At 63.4% G+C, this 17448-nt stretch carries 13 protein-coding genes; 9 read left to right on the forward strand and 4 right to left on the reverse strand.

The features are described 5' to 3' along the window. Window positions 1-2: 2 nt before the first annotated feature. Window positions 3-824 (reverse strand): alpha/beta fold hydrolase, encoded by an 822-nt coding sequence (locus HF916_RS21615; RefSeq protein WP_168790853.1) that lies wholly within the window; start codon window positions 822-824, stop codon window positions 3-5. Window positions 825-1590: 766 nt separating this feature from the next. Between HF916_RS21615 and HF916_RS21620 the strand changes: the two genes are divergently transcribed. The 4 genes from HF916_RS21620 to HF916_RS21635 all read left to right on the forward strand — a co-directional run bounded on the left by HF916_RS21620 (window position 1591) and on the right by HF916_RS21635 (window position 5354). After that, window positions 1591-3003 (forward strand): cytochrome ubiquinol oxidase subunit I, encoded by a 1413-nt coding sequence (locus HF916_RS21620; protein WP_168790854.1) that lies wholly within the window; start codon window positions 1591-1593, stop codon window positions 3001-3003. A gap of 40 nt (window positions 3004-3043) precedes the next feature. Continuing rightward, a complete protein-coding gene (gene cydB / locus HF916_RS21625) occupies window positions 3044-4048 on the forward strand; it encodes a cytochrome d ubiquinol oxidase subunit II (RefSeq protein WP_168790855.1) in 1005 nt (334 codons plus the stop codon). Beyond that, window positions 4023-4223 carry a hypothetical protein gene (locus HF916_RS21630; RefSeq protein ID WP_168790856.1) on the forward strand — a complete coding sequence of 67 codons (201 nt, stop codon included), beginning with the start codon at window positions 4023-4025 and terminating at the stop codon, window positions 4221-4223. The genes cydB and HF916_RS21630 overlap by 26 nt, the downstream gene beginning before the upstream one ends. A 357-nt stretch (window positions 4224-4580) precedes the next feature. Next, window positions 4581-5354, forward strand: coding sequence for a response regulator transcription factor (locus tag HF916_RS21635; RefSeq protein ID WP_168790857.1), 774 nt, complete (start codon window positions 4581-4583; stop codon window positions 5352-5354). A gap of 57 nt (window positions 5355-5411) precedes the next feature. Here the strand turns inward: HF916_RS21635 and HF916_RS21640 are convergent, their stop codons facing one another. Then, entirely contained in the window at window positions 5412-7382 is a 1971-nt protein-coding gene (locus tag HF916_RS21640; protein WP_168790858.1) for an ATP-binding response regulator, read from the reverse strand. Between the two features lie 365 nt (window positions 7383-7747). On the opposite strand from HF916_RS21640, the gene HF916_RS21645 reads away from it, so the two are divergent. The 3 genes from HF916_RS21645 (at window position 7748) to HF916_RS21655 (ending at window position 13160) form a co-directional block, all read left to right on the forward strand. Beyond that, window positions 7748-8539: a hypothetical protein gene (locus HF916_RS21645; protein WP_168790859.1), complete on the forward strand. Its 792-nt coding sequence runs from the start codon at window positions 7748-7750 to the stop codon at window positions 8537-8539. A gap of 203 nt (window positions 8540-8742) precedes the next feature. Further along, window positions 8743-12201: an alpha/beta fold hydrolase gene (locus HF916_RS21650; protein WP_168790860.1), complete on the forward strand. Its 3459-nt coding sequence runs from the start codon at window positions 8743-8745 to the stop codon at window positions 12199-12201. Window positions 12202-12377: 176 nt separating this feature from the next. After that, entirely contained in the window at window positions 12378-13160 is a 783-nt protein-coding gene (locus HF916_RS21655; protein WP_168790861.1) for a substrate-binding domain-containing protein, read from the forward strand. 22 nt (window positions 13161-13182) lie between these two features. Here HF916_RS21655 and HF916_RS21660 read toward each other — a convergent pair whose 3' ends face one another. Together HF916_RS21660 and HF916_RS21665 are read right to left on the reverse strand one after the other, a co-directional pair. After that, window positions 13183-14595 (reverse strand): FAD-binding oxidoreductase, encoded by a 1413-nt coding sequence (locus HF916_RS21660; RefSeq protein ID WP_168790862.1) that lies wholly within the window; start codon window positions 14593-14595, stop codon window positions 13183-13185. Then, window positions 14592-15581: an isopenicillin N synthase family dioxygenase gene (locus HF916_RS21665; RefSeq protein ID WP_168790863.1), complete on the reverse strand. Its 990-nt coding sequence runs from the start codon at window positions 15579-15581 to the stop codon at window positions 14592-14594. The genes HF916_RS21660 and HF916_RS21665 overlap by 4 nt, the downstream gene beginning before the upstream one ends. Before the next feature lie 288 nt (window positions 15582-15869). Here HF916_RS21665 and HF916_RS21670 point away from each other — a divergent pair, with 288 nt between their 5' ends. Then, complete coding sequence (locus HF916_RS21670; RefSeq protein WP_168790864.1) at window positions 15870-16697, forward strand: transporter substrate-binding domain-containing protein; 828 nt, start codon at window positions 15870-15872, stop codon at window positions 16695-16697. Between the two features lie 96 nt (window positions 16698-16793). Further along, window positions 16794-17444: an amino acid ABC transporter permease gene (locus HF916_RS21675; protein ID WP_168790865.1), complete on the forward strand. Its 651-nt coding sequence runs from the start codon at window positions 16794-16796 to the stop codon at window positions 17442-17444. Window positions 17445-17448: the final 4 nt, after the last annotated feature.

The following is a 17448-nucleotide window of genomic DNA, read 5'->3' on the forward strand; positions in this document are numbered from 1 at the left end:
CATTACGACCCGATGAACTCCAGCAGATCGCCGTTCACCTTGGCGGCCTCGACGGTGCACATGCCGTGCTGGCCGCCCGGATAGACCTTCAGCGTGGCGTTCTTCACGATCTTCGCGGTCAAACGGCCCGCCGCATCGATCGGCACGATCTGGTCGTCGTCGCCGTGCAGCACCAGGGTCGGCACGTCGATCTTCTTCAGGTCTTCCGTGTAGTCGACTTCGGAGAACTGTTTGATACAGTCGTACAGCCCCTTGATCGAGCCGGCCATGCCCTGGACCCAGAAAGAATCGATCACGCCTTGCGACACCTTCGCGCCCGGACGGTTGTAGCCGTAAAACGGCAGCGCGAGATCCCTGAAAAACTGCGAGCGGTCGTCTTCGACACCTTTGCGGATGCCATCGAACACGTCGATCGGCGTGCCGTTCGGATTGCTCTCGGTCTTCAGCATCAACGGCGGCACCGCGCCGATCAGCACGGCCTTCGCGACGCGTTGCGTGCCATGGCGGCCGATGTAATGCGCGACTTCGCCGCCGCCCGTCGAATGGCCGACGAGCGTGGCGTCCTGCAGATCGAGGTGTTCGATCAGCGCCGCGAGATCGTCGGCGTAGGTATCCATGTCGTTGCCGTCCCACGTCTGCTCCGAGCGGCCATGCCCGCGCCGGTCATGCGCGATCACGCGAAAACCTTTGCTACCGAGAAACAGCATCTGCGCGTCCCAGGCGTCCGCGCTCAACGGCCAGCCGTGCGAAAAGACGACCGGGCGGCCCTTGCCCCAGTCCTTGTAGAAAATCTGCGTACCGTCTTTCGTCTTGATCGTGCTCATCTGCTACTCCTTTTAGTTGAAGTCTGCCGTTGCCGGCAGGTGGATGAAGCGTGCCTTCTCGAACCATTCGCGCGGCACGCGACACGACGCCCGTTCAGGCACGGCATGCCTAGGACCACACGTTGATGACGGATTCGCGACGCGCCGGGCCGTTCGGCCGGTACGTCGGCTATGACTAATCGAAGCGAATAACGGGAAAAAATACTGGAATGGCTACACGGCGTGCACGCGTAAGTAGCATGCGCTCTTTCGAAAAACGCTGCCGTCTGGCTGCCTGCATGGTATGAGCAAACGGGCTTATTGGCTAGCCGCCGCGCGCATGGAAAGTCGGTTCGGACGGAGTGATTGTCGGTTGCTGACGAGCCGATCCCAATTGCCGAACATCGCCTTGCCGATCGACTCGCCTTGCAGCTGCCGTAGCTGCCGCAGGAAAACGCCGGACTCGGATCAGAAGCGTGCTCGAATCCGCCCATGCGACAATGCTGCAGCGCGGTCGATTGCCGCAGTTGCACAGCCAAAGCGTGGAAAACGTTCGCATCGCGCGCAGCAAGGCAATCAGAGAAACTTGATACCCATCAACGATTTGCCGTCCCAAAAAAGAAAATCGCCACAAAACGAGGTGGTTTTTTGACGCACGTCGCGTCGCAGCAAAAAAATCGACCATCCCCTACTCTTGCGCCATCTGCCCAGCGCAGTGCGCACCGACAACGGTCGACGCGCGTAGTCCGCTCCTGCGGACCCCACGCACTTCAAGCACGTCACGCTCATGAACTCCGCTCTATCGGCATTCGATCTCGCCCGCATCCAGTTTGCGTTCACCGTCTCGTTCCACATCGTTTTTCCGGCGCTCAGCATCGGCCTCGCCAGCTTCATCGCCGTTCTCGAATGGCGCTGGCTGAAAACCCGCAAGGCGTACTACAAAGACCTTTGCCTGTTCTGGTCGAAGATCTTCGCAGTGGCCTTCGGCATGGGCGTGGTTTCCGGCGTGGTGATGAGCTATCAGTTCGGCACCAACTGGTCGGGCTTCTCCAGTTTCGCCGGCCCCGTCACCGGTCCGCTGTTGATGTACGAAGTGATGACCGCGTTCTTCCTCGAAGCGGGCTTCCTCGGCATCATGCTGTTCGGCTGGCAGCGCGTCAGTCCGCGCGCACACTTCGGCGCCACGCTGATGGTGGCGATCGGCACGCTGATTTCGACCTTCTGGATTCTCGCCTCCAATAGCTGGATGCAAACGCCGCAAGGCTTCGAAGTCGTCAACGGCCGTGTCGTGCCGCTGGACTGGTTCAAGATCGTGTTCAATCCGTCGTTTCCGTACCGGCTCGCGCATATGGCGCTCGCGGCGTTCATCGTCGCGGCGCTGGTGGTGTCGGCGGTAGGCGCGTGGCATCTGCTGCGCGGACGGCGCGATCCGGCCGTCAAGAAGATGTTCTCGATGGCGCTCTGGCTCCTGCTGATCCTCACGCCGATCCAGGCGTTCGTCGGCGATCAGCATGGTTTGAACACGCGCGAATATCAGCCCGCCAAGATTGCGGCGATCGAAGGTCTGTGGAACACCGAGAAAGGCGGCACCGCGCTGAACCTGTTCGGCATTCCCGACATGCAGGCGGAAACCACGCGCTACGCCGTGTCGATTCCGCACCTCGGCAGCCTGATCCTCACGCATAGCTGGGACGGCGAAATTCGCGGCCTCAAGGAATTCCCGCCGCAAGACCGGCCGAACTCGACGGTGGTGTTCTGGAGCTTCCGCATCATGGCCGGCCTCGGCGTGCTGATGATCCTGATGTCGGTGGCCGCCTGGGTGCTGCGCCGCCGTGGACGCCTGTTCGAATCGAAGTGGTTCCAGCGCGTCGCCGTGGCGATGGGACCGACCGGCTTCATCACGCTGCTGGCCGGCTGGGTCACCACCGAAGCGGGCCGTCAGCCGTGGGTCGTGTACGGCGTGATGCGCACCTCGCAGGCCGTGTCGCCGCTCACCACGCAGCAGGTCGGCATCTCGCTGATGACCTTCGTGGTCGTGTACTTCCTCGTGTTCGGCACCGGCGTCTACTACATGCTCAAGCTGATGCGCGCGGGTCCCGCGCTGCCCGGACACACGCCGCATGAAGCGCCGGCGCGCTTGCCGAATCAGACCGCGCGCCGTCCCCTCTCCGCCGCCGATCACATGATCGACGCCGCCTGAACCACCCTGCTTCACCCGCTACTTGCGATAGAGAAAGAACATGGACGTAACCGTAGTATGGGCCGCGATCATCGCGCTGGGCCTTTTCATGTATGTGGTGCTGGACGGCTTCGATCTGGGCATCGGCATCGTCTTCCCGTTCTTCCCCGATGAGAAGGAACGCGACCTGATGATGAACACCGTCGCGCCGGTGTGGGACGGCAACGAAACCTGGCTGGTGCTCGGCGGCGCGGGTCTGTTCGCCGTGTTTCCCGCGGTCTACTCGACCGTGCTGTCCGCGCTGTATCTGCCGCTGATCTTCATGCTCGTCTGTCTGATCTTTCGCGGCGTGTCGTTCGAGATTCGCGCCAAGGCCAATCGTACGAAGCATTTGTGGGACCTCGCGTTCATCGGCGGCTCGGCGGGCGCGACGTTCTTTCAGGGCATTGCGCTGGGCGCGTTCCTGCAAGGCATTCCGGTGGTCGACGGCGCGTATGCCGGCGACGCTTTCGGCTGGCTCACACCGTTCAGCCTGCTCACGGGCCTTGGGCTCGTGGTGACCTACGCGCTGCTCGGCTGCTGCTGGCTGGTGGCGAAGACCGAAGGCGATCTGCAACGCCGCCTGCATCGCGTGGTCTGGCCGTTGACGATCGTGCTGCTCGGCTTCGTCGCGATGGTCAGCCTGTGGACGCCGCTGCAGGATCCGAATATCGCGCAACGCTGGTTCCACGACGGCCTCTTCTATCGTCTGCTGCCGGTGCCGTTCCTCGTGGCGGTCGCTGCATTCCTCATGCATCGCGCGGTGCGTGAGCGGCATCACAACACGCCGTTCGCGCTCGCGCTGCTGCTGGTGCTGCTCGGCTACGCGGGGTTGCTGGTGAGCTTGTGGCCGTATGCGATTCCGTCGAGCATGACGCTGTGGGAAGCGGCCGCGCCGCGCTCGAGCCAGATGTTCACGCTGGCCGGCGCAGCCGTGATTCTGCCGATCATCATCGGTTACACGACGATGGGTTATTGGGTATTTCGCGGCAAGGTGCGTCATGGCGACCAACATCACTATCACTAAGCAGACGAACTCCGGCGCGACTCACGGCGCATTGACGGCAACCGCGGCGCCGGCGCGCAAACTGCCGGGCTGGCTCTGGTTCATCGCGCTGTGGTGCTTCGGCGTGGGCTCGGCGATGTCGCTCGGATTCGCATTCAAGATTCTGATGAATGCGACGTTATTTGCAGTCAAATAGAGACTGCTTCAGCGCGCTTCGATCCGGCGCGCATAACCTTCGGAATCCTGCATGGACGCCTTCAAAAAAGGGCGATTCGGCTCGTCTACCAAGCAAGCCGAAAACCTATGTGCGAGAGACCTGCCTTGGACATCATGCGGTGCATCGGACCCGACGGCGATTTAACAAATAAACTGGCATTTGGCGGCGTCCCGGCGGAAGTCCCCTTGGGGAAGTCGCCGGAAGATGCGCCGCGCCACCGATCAGGCATATGATCGCGGGGTGGGCGGCAATGATGCGATTCACGAGGCTAGAAGTAAAACGAGACCCTATAACGGCGGTAGCCCACATCGGGCAGGCCCGACTCGCGGAGACATCATGAAGTTTCTTGTAGCCGACGACCATGAATTGATCCGGCAAGGCGTCAAAGGCATGCTACGCGGCCTCGATCCCGACGCCCAGTTCGACGAAGCCGACAACTGGGAGACGCTCGCCATGCTCGCGCGTCCCGACGCCGATCACGATCTTGCCATCGTCGATCTGCATATGCCGGGGATGAGCGGCGCTTCATCGCTCGAAGTGCTGTTGAAGGCGAACCCCGCGCTGCCGCTCGTCGTTCTCTCCGCCGAAGAATCGCCCGACGAAATGCGCGCGGTGCTGGCCGCCGGCGCGCTCGGCTTCGTACCGAAGCGCCAGCCCGCCAGCGTCATGCTCAAGGCGATCGAACTGGTGCTGTCAGGCGGCGCTTATGTGCCGATGGAAGCCCTCAGCCTGCTGGGCTCGCGCGATACACAGGCCGCGCCCGCGCGCGCCGAAGCGGTCGCCGATCCGGCGCTACAACATGCGGCTCCGGTCGGCGCGCACGCCACCAGCCAGAGCGGCGGCGCCACGCTGACGGAGCCCCTCACGCAAATCCCGGCACTGCAGCCGCACCAGCAGCATCTGCTGGAGAACCTGTCGCCGCGTCAGCAAGACATCATGCGGCTCGTGCATCGCGGTTGGACCAACAAGATGATCGCGCGCGACCTGGGTGTCGCGGAAGGCACGGTGAAGGTGCATCTGTCGGTGATCTTCCGGGCGCTCGGCGTGCATAACCGGTCGACGGCGATCGCCGTCATCAACGGCTGGCTGGAAGCCGGGAAAACCCTGTAGCACGAGATCGACGAAGGGCGGCGTGCGCGCCGCCTGTTTGCACTGTCCGCTCTACGTCTACTTCTGCGGTTCGCTCTGTGACTGGTTGGCCTGTGACTGAGCAGTCTGCGACTGGCTGCCTTGCGACTGACTCTGCGCTCTCAACCTCGTTTCACCTTGCGCCACATTCTCGGCGGCCCGCATCCCGCCACCCGCGAGCCGCCCGCCCACTTCATTTCCCGTTTGATCCACGCGTAATGCCAACGCGGCGGCCGCCCGCCCCTTGTCCAGTTCGGCCTGCTGCCACAGCATCTCGAGCGTGCGCCGCAAGCGCGCCGGCGTGACCGGTTTATGAAGCACCGGAATGCCCTGCAAGGCGAGTGCCGCCAGTTCGGCCGACGCCATGTCGCCCGTGATCAGCAGCGTCACCACGTTGTCGTGTCCCGCGCGCGCGAGCACGTTGCGCACGGCCGTGAGCGCCTGTGCGCCGGTACGGTGATTTGCCAACTGGTAGTCGCACAGCACGGCATCGGGCACGAAGCCGCCTTCGAGCGCCGCGAGCGCATCGATCTCGTCGCGCGCGCCGAGCACGCTGCAACCCCAGCGACCCAGCAGACTCGCGAGGCCTTCGAGAATCGATGGATCGTCGTCGATACACAGCACGCGCCGCCCTTGCGCCGACGGACCGCCGGCCACCGCTTCGTTCAGGCTCGCGACGATGCCGCCGGGGTCGCCCGCCTGCACCGGAAAGCGGAACACCGACCCGCGGCCCGGCGCCGAGCGCAGTTGCAACTCGCCGCCCAGCATGCTGACCAGCCGCTTCACCGTCGGCAAGCCGAGGCCGTGCCCCTGGCGCGCGTCGCGTTGCGGATTGGCGACCTGATAGAACTCCTCGAAGATACGCGCGTGCTCCTCGGCGGGAATACCGATGCCCGAGTCGCGCACTTCGATATAGCCGCCCGTCTGCCGCCCGGCGCGGCGCAAGCCCAGCCAGATCGCGCCGTCTTCGGTATAACGCACCGCATTCGACAGCAGATTGCTCAGCACGCGTTCGAGCAGCACCGGATCGTCGTGCACGACCATCGCGGTCGGCGCGATGCGCAGCGCCAGCCCCTTGGCGGCCGCCTGCGGACGATACTGGCTGCCGACCCGCTCGAACAGTTCGGACAGCCGGAAATGCAGCCGGATCACCTGGGTCACGCCGCTTTCGAGCCGCGCCAGATCGAGCACCTGGTTGAACAACTGGTTCAGCGCCTCGACGTTGTAGACGATGTGTTCGGCGGTCTTCGCGTGCTGCACCGGCGTTGCCGCCGCGTCGTTCAGCGAAGCCGCGAGCAGGCCGATCGCATGCAACGGCTGGCGCAAGTCGTGACTGGCGGCCGCAAAAAAGCGCGTCTTGGCGAGGCTCGCTTCTTCGGCCACGCGTTTTTGCGCGGCCAGCGACTCCGCCAGATATTGCTGATCGACGCGCGCCTGCACGACCTGCTGGAACAGCTTGCGATAACTCAGCGCGTAGACGTTGATCGCGCAGAAGAAAAACGCGAGGACGATGGCGAGAATCGTGCGGTCGAACGTATGCACGCCGAAATGCATGACGATCGACGGAAACAGCAGAAACGGAATCGAGGTCGAGAAATTCAGCAGGTCGAAGCCATTCGCCATGAACACGCCGGCGGCCAGCGTGACGAGCATGACCGTGTGCAGCAGCGGCAAATCGGTCTGCGGACTCTGGAACGCGAACCAAACGGCGATGCCCGGCCCGCTGTAAAGCAGCATGCCGCGCACCGCGTGAAGAATGATCCAGCCGCGCGGCGAGACGAGCTTCGGGTAACGGCGATTGCAGACCCAGAGCGCGAGGCCGGCGCAATTGGCCGCGGCATAGAAACCAAAGCACGCGACGAACAGCGGCGGCGACGGTATTTTCGGCCAGTAAATCGCCACCAGCACCGCGATCGAAAACCAGTGCGAAAAGAAAGCGATCGGATCTTGCGCGTACAGCACGCGCACCAGGTCTTCGTCGATAGCACGCTGGATCGGGTCGGCCCGCATCACGCGGTCTCCTGGGACTCGGCAAATTCGGTTGTGTGGATCGGAGGCGCGCGACGCAAGCGGCGCGAACCGCATCGGACACTTCGGATACGGCGTGGCTCTGCGTCTGCGATGCAACTGCGTAGCCGCAGTGCGATGCAATATTCCAGTGCAGCCCGTTTCTCTTCAGACGAATAAGATGCACTTTGCCGGATGGTTTACCCGGCAGTTTACCCATCAGCTACCACTTAATCCATATAGGCGAAGCCGCCGCTGGAAACCATACTGGCTTCACATTCCAGCGCGGCCTTAAAGCTTCAACATCCACACCCCGCCTGCAGTTCAGGCTCACCGCGCTCCTTGCCTTTCCCCTTATGGAGGTTTTCATGGGCGCAGTTCCGAGCCACGAGTTCGTCCGCAATCTCGACGATGCAATCCTGCCGGATTTGTGGCGCCGGCGTACCCGGTTGTCCGGCGACGAAATGGTGTCGATGGTCGAACTGGTCAAGCGGGCTTTGCGGACCTATCACCCGCTCGAACTGCAGGCGCTCGGCGAGGACAAGGAAGAACTGGTCGCCCAGTTCATCTACGCCAAGGTGCTGCGCCTCGCGCCGGGCCACACCGAAACCAACGCCTGCGCCGACAGCGCGCCGTCCAACGGCTACGCATTGTGCGCGTATTTCCGCCGCTACCTGATCGACTGCCTGCGCAGCGCCGGCCATCAGCGCAACGTATCGATGGAAAACGACGGCATGGCGCAGGAAATCGATCTGCACGCGCAGGCGCTGGAAGATCCGGTGGAAAGCGTGCTGCTGCAATACGGCCTCGACGAGCAGCGCGTGCGGCTCTCGGCGCGCGCCTTTATCGAAAGCCTGGACGAACCGGAGCGGATCGTGCTGGCCGGCAGCCTCGGCTGGTGCTCGGAAGGTAAAGGCGGTCTGTCGGCAGTCGCAGCGCAGCATCGTGTGCCCTCGTATCACTATCGCGCCGTCAAGCTCGGCGTCACCATGAAGAAGACGGCTGGCGCCGAGGATTTTTCGAATACCAAGATCGGCCGCTGGCTCACGGACGTGCTCGGCATCGAGATCGAGGTCGACAATCGCCCGGCGATTCTGCTCGCGCTGAACCTGCTCGCCGCCGAATCGAGCGACAGCGAAATGAATGAAGCGGCCGCCTAATTGACGCGGCCGGGCGCCCGCCGGCCCGTGTCACCTTCTCACGACGCCCCGGACGCGGCACAGCAGGCCCGCGCGCCACATACGATGCGCCTTTTTTTGTGAGCGCGCACCGCCTAGGATAAAAAAGCTGTCGCCGCACGCCGTCTTGCTTCCGAAGTCCCGGTTGTCTTTCCCCGCATTCCATTCCAGACGAGGTGGTCGTGATGAACCGCTTATCGAGCGTCGTGACTGCAATCCAATCGCATTACGACGTGGTTGTGGTGGGTTCCGGCTATGGCGGCGGGATAGCCGCAAGCCGTATGGCGCGCGCCGGGCGCCGCGTGTGCCTGCTCGAACGCGGGCGCGAATTCATGGCCGGTGAATTTCCCCGCACGCCGTTTCAGGGCACCGAGGAGGTGCAATACAACACGGCGCTGGCGCATATCGGCTCACCGCTGGCGTTGCTCGAAGTGCATGTGAACGACGATGTGAACGCGGTAGTCGGCTGCGGTCTCGGCGGCACCTCGCTGATCAACGCGAACGTCGCGCTCGAAGCCGATCCGCGTCTGTGGGACGATCCGCGCTGGCCGGCCGCGTTGCGCGCCGACAAGGATGGACGCGACAAAGGGTACGTGGCCGCGCGAGCGATGCTGCAACCGTCGCGGGTGCCGCAGAGCTATCCGACGTTGCCGAAATTGCAGGCACTCGAAAGGTCGGCGCAGGCGCTCGGCATGGAAGACCAGTTCTCGCGTCCGGAGATCACCGTCACCTTCGAGGACCGCACGAATGCCGCGGGCGTCGAGCAGAAGGCTTGCGTCGGCTGCGGCGACTGCAATTCCGGCTGCAATTACGACGCAAAGAATTCGACCCACATGAACTATCTGCCCGACGCCGTCGCGCACGGCGCGCAGATTTTCACGGGTACCGCCGTCCATTCGGTGCTGCGCGACGCGGCCACGGGCAAATGGATCGTGGGTTACCAGCTGGTGAGCCTCGGCCGCGAAAGCTTTGGCGCGCCCGATCTGTTCGTGAGCGCCGATATCGTCATCGTGTCGGCCGGCACGATCGGCTCGACCGCATTGCTGTTGCGCTCGCGCAAGCAGGGCTTGAGCGTCTCCGGCATGCTCGGCAAACACTTCACCGGCAATGGCGACGTGCTCGCCTTCGCCTACAACACCGAGCCGGTGATCAACGGCGTCGGCTGGGGCGCGCATGAAAAAGGCGAAATTCCTCCAGTCGGGCCGACGATTACCGGCCTCATCGATCATCGCGGGACTCCCAACGTCAAAGACGGCTACGTGATCGAAGAAGGCTCGCTCGCCGGTCCGGTGGGCGCGGCGCTGGTCGGCCTGCTCGGCGTCGCCGCGCCGCTCGAAGGCGTGGATGTCGCGCCGCGCTCCGTCGCGGAACAGCTCGCTTACGACGCCCGCGTGGCCACGAGCTTTCTGCGCGGCCCGTATCACGGCGCGCTCCATCACACGCAAAGCTACCTCGTCATGGCGCATGACGACGAAAACGGCGAGATCGACGTGGACGACAAAGGCCAGCCGCGCATCGTGTGGAAGAACGCCGGCAAGCAGCCGATCTTCCAGGCGATCGAAGAGGTGCTTAAGCAGGCAACCGTGCCGATCGGCGGCAAATACATGCGCAATCCGATTTCCACCGACATTCTAAAAAACCGCACCGTCACCGTGCATCCGCTCGGCGGCTGCGGCATGGGCGAGGACGCCGAGCGCGGCGTGGTCGACCACATGGGCCGCGTATTCAGCGGCGCCGCGGGCAATGCGGTGCACGACGGCCTGTATGTGATGGACGGTTCCGTCATGCCGATGTCGCTCGGCGTCAATCCGCTCCTGTCGATTTCCGCGCTGGCCGAACGCAATTGCGAGTTGCTGCTGGCCACGCATCCGCTAAACGCCGCGCCAGCAGAAGGCGCGGCGGTCACGCCGACCTTGCCGCCTCCGCCGACGCCCAAGGCCGCGTCCTCGTCGTTGACGCCCTCCTCGCCGCAGAAGATCGGCCTGCATTTCACCGAAACGATGATCGGCACCTACACGCCGATCGTGGCGGGCGAAGTGGCCACGAGCCCGATAGAGTTCACGCTGACCGTTGAATCGGAAGATCTCGCCGACATGCTCAGCAATCCGCAGCATCTGGCGCAAACGGCCGGCACGCTGACCTGCCCCGCGCTCTCCGCGCAGCCGATGACGATCTCCAACGGCACCTTCAATCTGTTCGTGGTCAATGAGTCGGACGTGGACGAGCGCAACATGAATTACCGCATGACGCTCAACGCCACCGAAGGCAAGACGTACTTCCTGAGCGGCAAGAAGATCATCACGCGCACTTCGCCGATCAATTTGTGGGAGCAGACCAACACGCTCTATGCGGAGGTCCGCGAGTCGGAGCAAGCCGATGCGAAGTTGCTCGGCAAAGCGACTCTGATCATCACGCCGGAAAATTTCCTCAAGCAGCAGCGCACGCTCGAAGTCACCCACGCGCCCGATCTGAAGACGCGTCTCGAATGGACCCTGAAGTTCGGCAAGTTTTTCGCGGGCGTGCTGTTCACCGAATACGGCGGCGTCGCCGCACCCTTGCAGTATTTCGACCCGAAAGCGGAGCCGCGTCTGAAGCGTGCGTTGCGCGCGCCGGCGCCGCAAATCGTCTTCTTCGATACGCCCGACGGCACGAAGCTCAGGCTCACGCGCTATCACGACCCCGCGCGCAAAGCGGCGCGTCCGGTGCTGCTGATTCACGGCTCGGGCGTATCGAGCCGCATCTACTCCACTGACCTGATCGCGACCAACATGGTCGAGTATCTTTTCGCCGCCGGCTACGACGTGTGGCTCGTGGATCTGCGCGTCAGCATCGAAATGCCGAGCGTGTTCGTGCCGACCAACGTCGACAAGGTGGCGCGCGAGGACATTCCGTCGGCGGTCGCCAAGATCCGCGAGTTGACCGGCGTGCCGGAGATTCAGGCGCTCGGGCACTGCATGGGCGGCGTGGCGCTGACCATGTCGCTGCTGTATGGGCTCGAGGGCGTGCGCTCGGTGTTCATTTCGCAGGTGTCGGCGCATCCGGTGCCGGGCACGCTGGAGAAGATCAAGGCCGGCCTGCATATTCCCGACTTCATGGAACATCTCGGCCTGCTCGACGTGACCGCCTATACGGAACACAAGTCGTGGCCGCAGAACCTGCTCGATGAAGCGCTGAAGTTCTACCCGCTCAATCACAAGGAAGGTTGCGGCAATCCGATCTGCCATCGCGCGACCTTCCTGTATGGCCTGCTGTATGAACACGAGCAGTTGAACCAGACGCTTCACTCGAACCTGCAGGAAATTCTCGGTGTGCACGATGTCGGCGTATTCAAGCACCTGGCCGCGATGGTGAGAGCACACAAGGTGGTCGATGCCGAAGGCAAGGATGTCTATCTCACCGGCACCGATGGCATGAAAGGCCTGGAGGGTATGCGCCGGCCGATCGGGTTCATCCACGGCGATAAAAACGAAACCTATCTGCCGATCAGCACGCAACTCACCTATGAAATGCTGATCAAGCATTTCCCCGAGCAGCCGTACGAGCGGACCATCATTCCCGGCTATGGGCACATCGACTGCATCTTCGGCAAGAACGCCGCCGTGGATGTCTATCCGGTGATCGTGAAGTATCTGGACGCGCATTGACGACGCGCGTTGGCCGTACCTGACAGGCGCGCGCGAGCCTCGCGCGCCTGTCTTCCATTCGCTCGCTCACACGCCGGGCTTCGACAGCATTCGGCGGGTTCTCGTTTGCCTCGCGTTCATGTATGGTCTGTAACCTGCAACACGTTCATGCACGTTAGACCTTCATGCTTACGCCAATGAAAACATTCCTTCTGTCCGTGTTGACTGCCGGCTTGCTGGGCAGCACGGTTGCCGCCTCGCAGGTGCAGGCGACGGAGCTTCACGTCATGAGTTCGGGTGGCTTCACCACCGCCTATAAACTGCTCGGCCCCAAGTTCACGGCATCGACGGGCAATACGCTCGACACGATCCTCGGCCCTTCGATGGGCCAATCGCCGGAAGCCATTCCGAACCGGCTCGAACGCGGCGAACACGCGGACGTGGTCATCATGGTCGGCTACGCGCTCGACGAGCTGATCAAGCAAGGCAAGGTGATGCCCGGCTCGCGCGTCGAGCTGGCGGACTCGCGCATCGGCATGGCCGTGCGCGGCGGTGCGCCGAAACCGGACATCAGTTCGGTCGATGCGCTGAAAGAGACCTTGCTGCACACGAAATCCATCGCTTACTCGGACAGCGCCAGCGGCGTCTATATCGAGCGCGAGCTGTTCAAGCGGCTCGGCATCGAAGATCAGGTGAAGGCCAAGGCGAAGATGGTGCCGAAGATCCCGGTCGCGTCGGTCGTTGCCAACGGCGATTACGAAGTGGGATTCCAGCAGGTCAGTGAATTGCTGACGGTCGCGGGCGCCAGCTTCGTCGGCAAGATCCCGGAGTCGGTGCAGTCGGTGACGCGCTATGCCGCGGGGATTCCGGTCGGCGCGCAGCATCCGAAAGAAGCGAAGGCACTGCTCGACTACCTCGCCTCTCCCGACGCGCAAGCCGCGGTCAGATCGACCGGGCTGGATTCCGTCGCCACGCATTGAAGCTCGTGGCGGCGTAGCGTGATCAAAACAGCTTGCCCGGATTCAGAATGCCATGCGGGTCCAGCGCATGTTTGATCGCGGCCATTGCCGCCAACTCCGCCGGCGAGCGCGAGATCGGCAAGAACTCGCGCTTGAGCAAACCAATGCCGTGTTCCGCCGACACCGAACCGTGTAACGGCCCGAGCATGTCGTAGACGAACGCGTACACCGCGTGATGATCGACGCCGGGGATCGAATGGCCGTCGACGGTGACATGCAGGTTCGAGTCGCCGATATGCCCGAAGAAATACGATGCGTTGCCCGGCCAGCGCTGATCGAGCGCCGCGCGGCAGCGGTCCACGAAGACGCCGATCTCGCCGATCGGCAGACTCACGTCGAAGTTGATCGCATCGAGCCGCACCGGAAACTCGGCGGTGCATTCGCGAATCGCCCATAGCGTGCGCACGTCGGCCACCGACTGTGCGATCACCGCGTCGCGGATCGCGCCCGCGTCGAGCGCTTCGGTCAGCGCGGCTGAGAAACGCGCGCCGTCGTCGGCCGCATCGAAGCTCGCGTGTTCGATCAGCGCATAGAGCGGATGTGCATCGGCGAACGGCGAACGCGTGCCGGTCAGCTTCACGCCGAAGTCGTAGAAATCCGGCCACATGATTTCGAACGCGCCGATATCGTTGCCGAAGCGCGTCGTCAAACGGCGCAGCAGATTCACGGCGGCGTCGTAGCCGTCGAGCGCCACCAGCGCCGTGTGACGAGCGGCGCGTTGCGGATGCAGCCGCAGCACCGCGCGAGTAATCACGCCGAGCGTGCCCTCCGAGCCGATGAACCAGTGTTTCAGGTCATAACCGGTGTTGTTCTTGACCATCTTGCCTAGGGACGTCAGCACATCGCCATCGGCCAGCACGACTTCGAGACCGAGCACCTGATCGCGCGCGGTGCCCGACTGGATCACCCGGTTGCCGCCCGCGTTGGTCGCGAGATTGCCGCCGATCTGGCAGGAACCGCGCGCGCCGAGATCGAGCGCGAGTTCGAAGCCGGCTTCGGCGGCGGCTTCCTGCGCGGCTTGCAACGTGGTGCCGGCGCGCACGGTCAGCGTGGCCGACGCGCTATCCACTTCTTCGACACCGACTAGCCGTTCCAGCGACAACGCAATATCCGTGGCGCGCGCAATCGCGCCGCCCGCGAGGCCGGTCATGCCGCCTTGCGGCACCACCGGCTGATGAGCCGCGTGGCAAATAGCGAGCGCGCGCGAGACCTGCTCCGTGGTGCGCGGCAGCAGCAACGCGGCGGGTCGCGTCGGTTCGTGGCGCGTCCAGTCGGTCATGGCGCGTTCGCCGATCTGCTCGCCCACGCGTACGCTGTCTTCACCGAGCGCGGCGCGCAGCGCGTCGAGTGTCGCCGAAAGCGGCGCTGTGTGATTCGCCGTCCTGTTCTCTGTCATGCAGTGGTTCCTTGCGCGCCCTCAACAGCGTGTTTCTTCCGATAGCCCATCGAGTCGTTGATACGCCCGAGGATATAGTCGCCCGCGGCGACCGGCTGATACTTGAGATCGGCGTCGCTCGTGCCGAGTTCGCGTGGATCGACCAGCGCGCCGTAAGTCGGATCATAAAACGTCGCGATCGAATAGCGCTCGCGCCCCGACGCATTGATCACACGATGCAAGGTGGAGCGGAAGCGGTCGTTAGTCCAGCGCGCGAGCAGATCGCCGACGTTGACCACGAAGCTGCCGTCGACCGGCGGCGCCTCCACCCACGTATCGTTGGCGATTTCGCGCACCTGCAGGCCGCCCACCTGATCCTGCCACAACAGCGTGATGCAGCCGTAGTCGGTATGCGGCGCGACGCCGAACTGATCGTCGTCCGACTGGGACGGCTGCGGCGGATAGTAGACCATCTGCGTGCGCTGCATCCGTTTGGTGTACCGCGGCGCGAAGAAGTGTTCATCGACGCCGAGGCTCACCGCGACCGCGCGCAGCAGATCGGCGCCACATGCGGCCACCGCCTCGTAATAGCCATACAGCGCGGGACGCAACTCCGGCATGAAGTCCGGCCAGTTGTTCGGGCCGCGCAGCGCCTGGCCGGCCAGCACGTCGGGGTCGTCCTCCGGCAATTCGAGGCCGATGCTGAAGAACTCCTTGTAGTCGGGACGTTTGGCCTGATACATGGTCGCGTCGCCGAGCGCATTGAAGCCGCGATGCCGCTGATTGACCGCCGCGCGCCGCTTGGTCTCCACCGGAAACGCGAAGAAGCGTCGCGCGGCTTGCGCGGCGGCATCGATCGAGGCTTGCGGCACGCCATGATTGACGATGTAAAAGAAGCCGATCGTCGTGCACGCTTCACGGATTTCCCGCGCCACGCGCTGCAAAGCTTGCGGGTCGCCCGCGCGAACGCCGGCGAGATCGATGATCGGAATGCGGGTCACGGGCATCGCGCTGCTCCTGAAGGTGCGGCCGAATCGGCTGATGAAGGTGGCGGTTCAATCGTCTGCGGGAAGACGCATTTTCGCCTCGTGCATTGCAGTTGTATATACCGCCAAAAGCGCACCCGCAAGTTGCTTCGCAGCGCTTCGCATAAGGGCTTTTCTCTACTCGCGTGTTTATTTATTTCGCGCGAAAACTGCGGTATATACTGCCTCGCATGACTCGCGCCGAGTTCGCACCGGACTCGTTTCATGCACCACTTTCGCGCGACACCGCTTTGCCAACCGGAGAATCTCATGAGCATCCTTGCAGGCTGGAAGTGTCGTTTGGTCATGCTGGCGTTGTGCGCGGCAAGCGTCACCGCCCACGCGGAAGACCAGCTCGCCAAAGTGAAGAAAGCCGGCGAACTGGTGGTCGGCACCGAGATGCAGTTCGCGCCCTTCGACTTCCTCGAAAACGGTCAGCAAGCCGGCTTCAACAAGGACCTGTTCGCCGAAGTCGGCAAGGAAATGGGCGTGAAGGTGCGCTTTATCGACTTGCCGTGGCCGAGCGTGCTGCCGGGTCTCGAAGCCGGCAAGTTCGACATGGTGGGCGGGCCGCTCACCGTCACCAAGGCGCGCATGGAGCGCTATACGTACACGCTCCCCGTCGCGGACGCCACCGACGCGCTGCTCAAACGCGCGAACGATTCGTCCGTCAAGCAATCGTCGGATATCGTCGGCAAGACGGTCGGCGCGGGCAAGGGCTCGGCGCAACTCGACCAGTTGAAGGCCTACGTCGCCACCCTGCCGAAGCCGCCTGAAATCCGCGAATACGTCGACAACAATCAGGCTTATGCCGATCTCGCCGCCGGCCGGATCGCGGCCGTCGCGAACTCCATGACCAATATCGCGTATGTGGCCAAGCAGCGCCCGGAAACGTTCGCCGTGGTGCAGCCGCCGTTCGGCGCGAAGGTGTACTTCGCTTACTGTCTACGCAAAGACGCGGACAGCAAGCCGCTCGCCGATGCCTTCAACGCCGCGCTCGTGAAAATGCATAACGACGGACGTCTCGCAACCTTGCAGAAGAAATGGTTCGGTGTCGCGATGGATGCGCCGACGACCATGCCCACGCCGAACTATTGATCGACGTTCTGATGTCGATGCACATGGCTTGATGCACGCGATGCGGCCTTTGCAACGGTCCGCATCGCCCTCCCCGTTCCAGCGAGTGCGACGCTTATGTTCAGCACGACCGTCTTCCTCCAGGGCTTGCCGCTGCTGCTGCACGCGGCGCTCGCCACCATCGGCATTTCGCTGACGGGTCTTGTGATCGGCTTCTTCGTCGCGATCGGCGTGTGCGCCGCGCGACTCTCGCCGAACCGCGCGGCGCGCATGTTCGGCGGCGCTTATGTGTTCTTCTTTCGCGGCGTGCCGATGCTGGTGCAGTTGCTGCTCGTGTACTACTTGTTGCCGTTCGCGGGCATCAACGTGTCGCCGATCGTGGCGGCGCTCAGCGCTGTGTCGCTGTGTTCAGCCTCGTATATCGCCGAGATTCTGCGCGGCGGTTTTCTCAGCGTTCCGCCGGGCCATCTCGAAGCCGCACGCATGCTTGGACTTTCACCGTTCGACATGCTGCGGCGCATTCTCGTGCCGCAAGCGTTCCGTTTGACGCTGCCTTCGCTCGTCAATGAAATGGTGCTGCTCATCAAGGCTTCGTCGCTGATCTCGGTGGTGGGCGTGGCCGAGTTGACGCGCACCGCGCAGAACATTGCGGCCAGCACCTATCGGCCGCTCGAAGCGTACGTCGCTGCCGGGTTGATCTACTTGGTGATCTGCGGCGCGCTCGCGCTCGTCGCGCACGCCGCCGAATACCGCTTGCAGCACGCCTGAGCTC

The sequence above is a fragment of the Paraburkholderia aromaticivorans genome, from assembly GCF_012689525.1.
In the GTDB taxonomy this organism is placed as follows: domain Bacteria; phylum Pseudomonadota; class Gammaproteobacteria; order Burkholderiales; family Burkholderiaceae; genus Paraburkholderia; species Paraburkholderia aromaticivorans_A.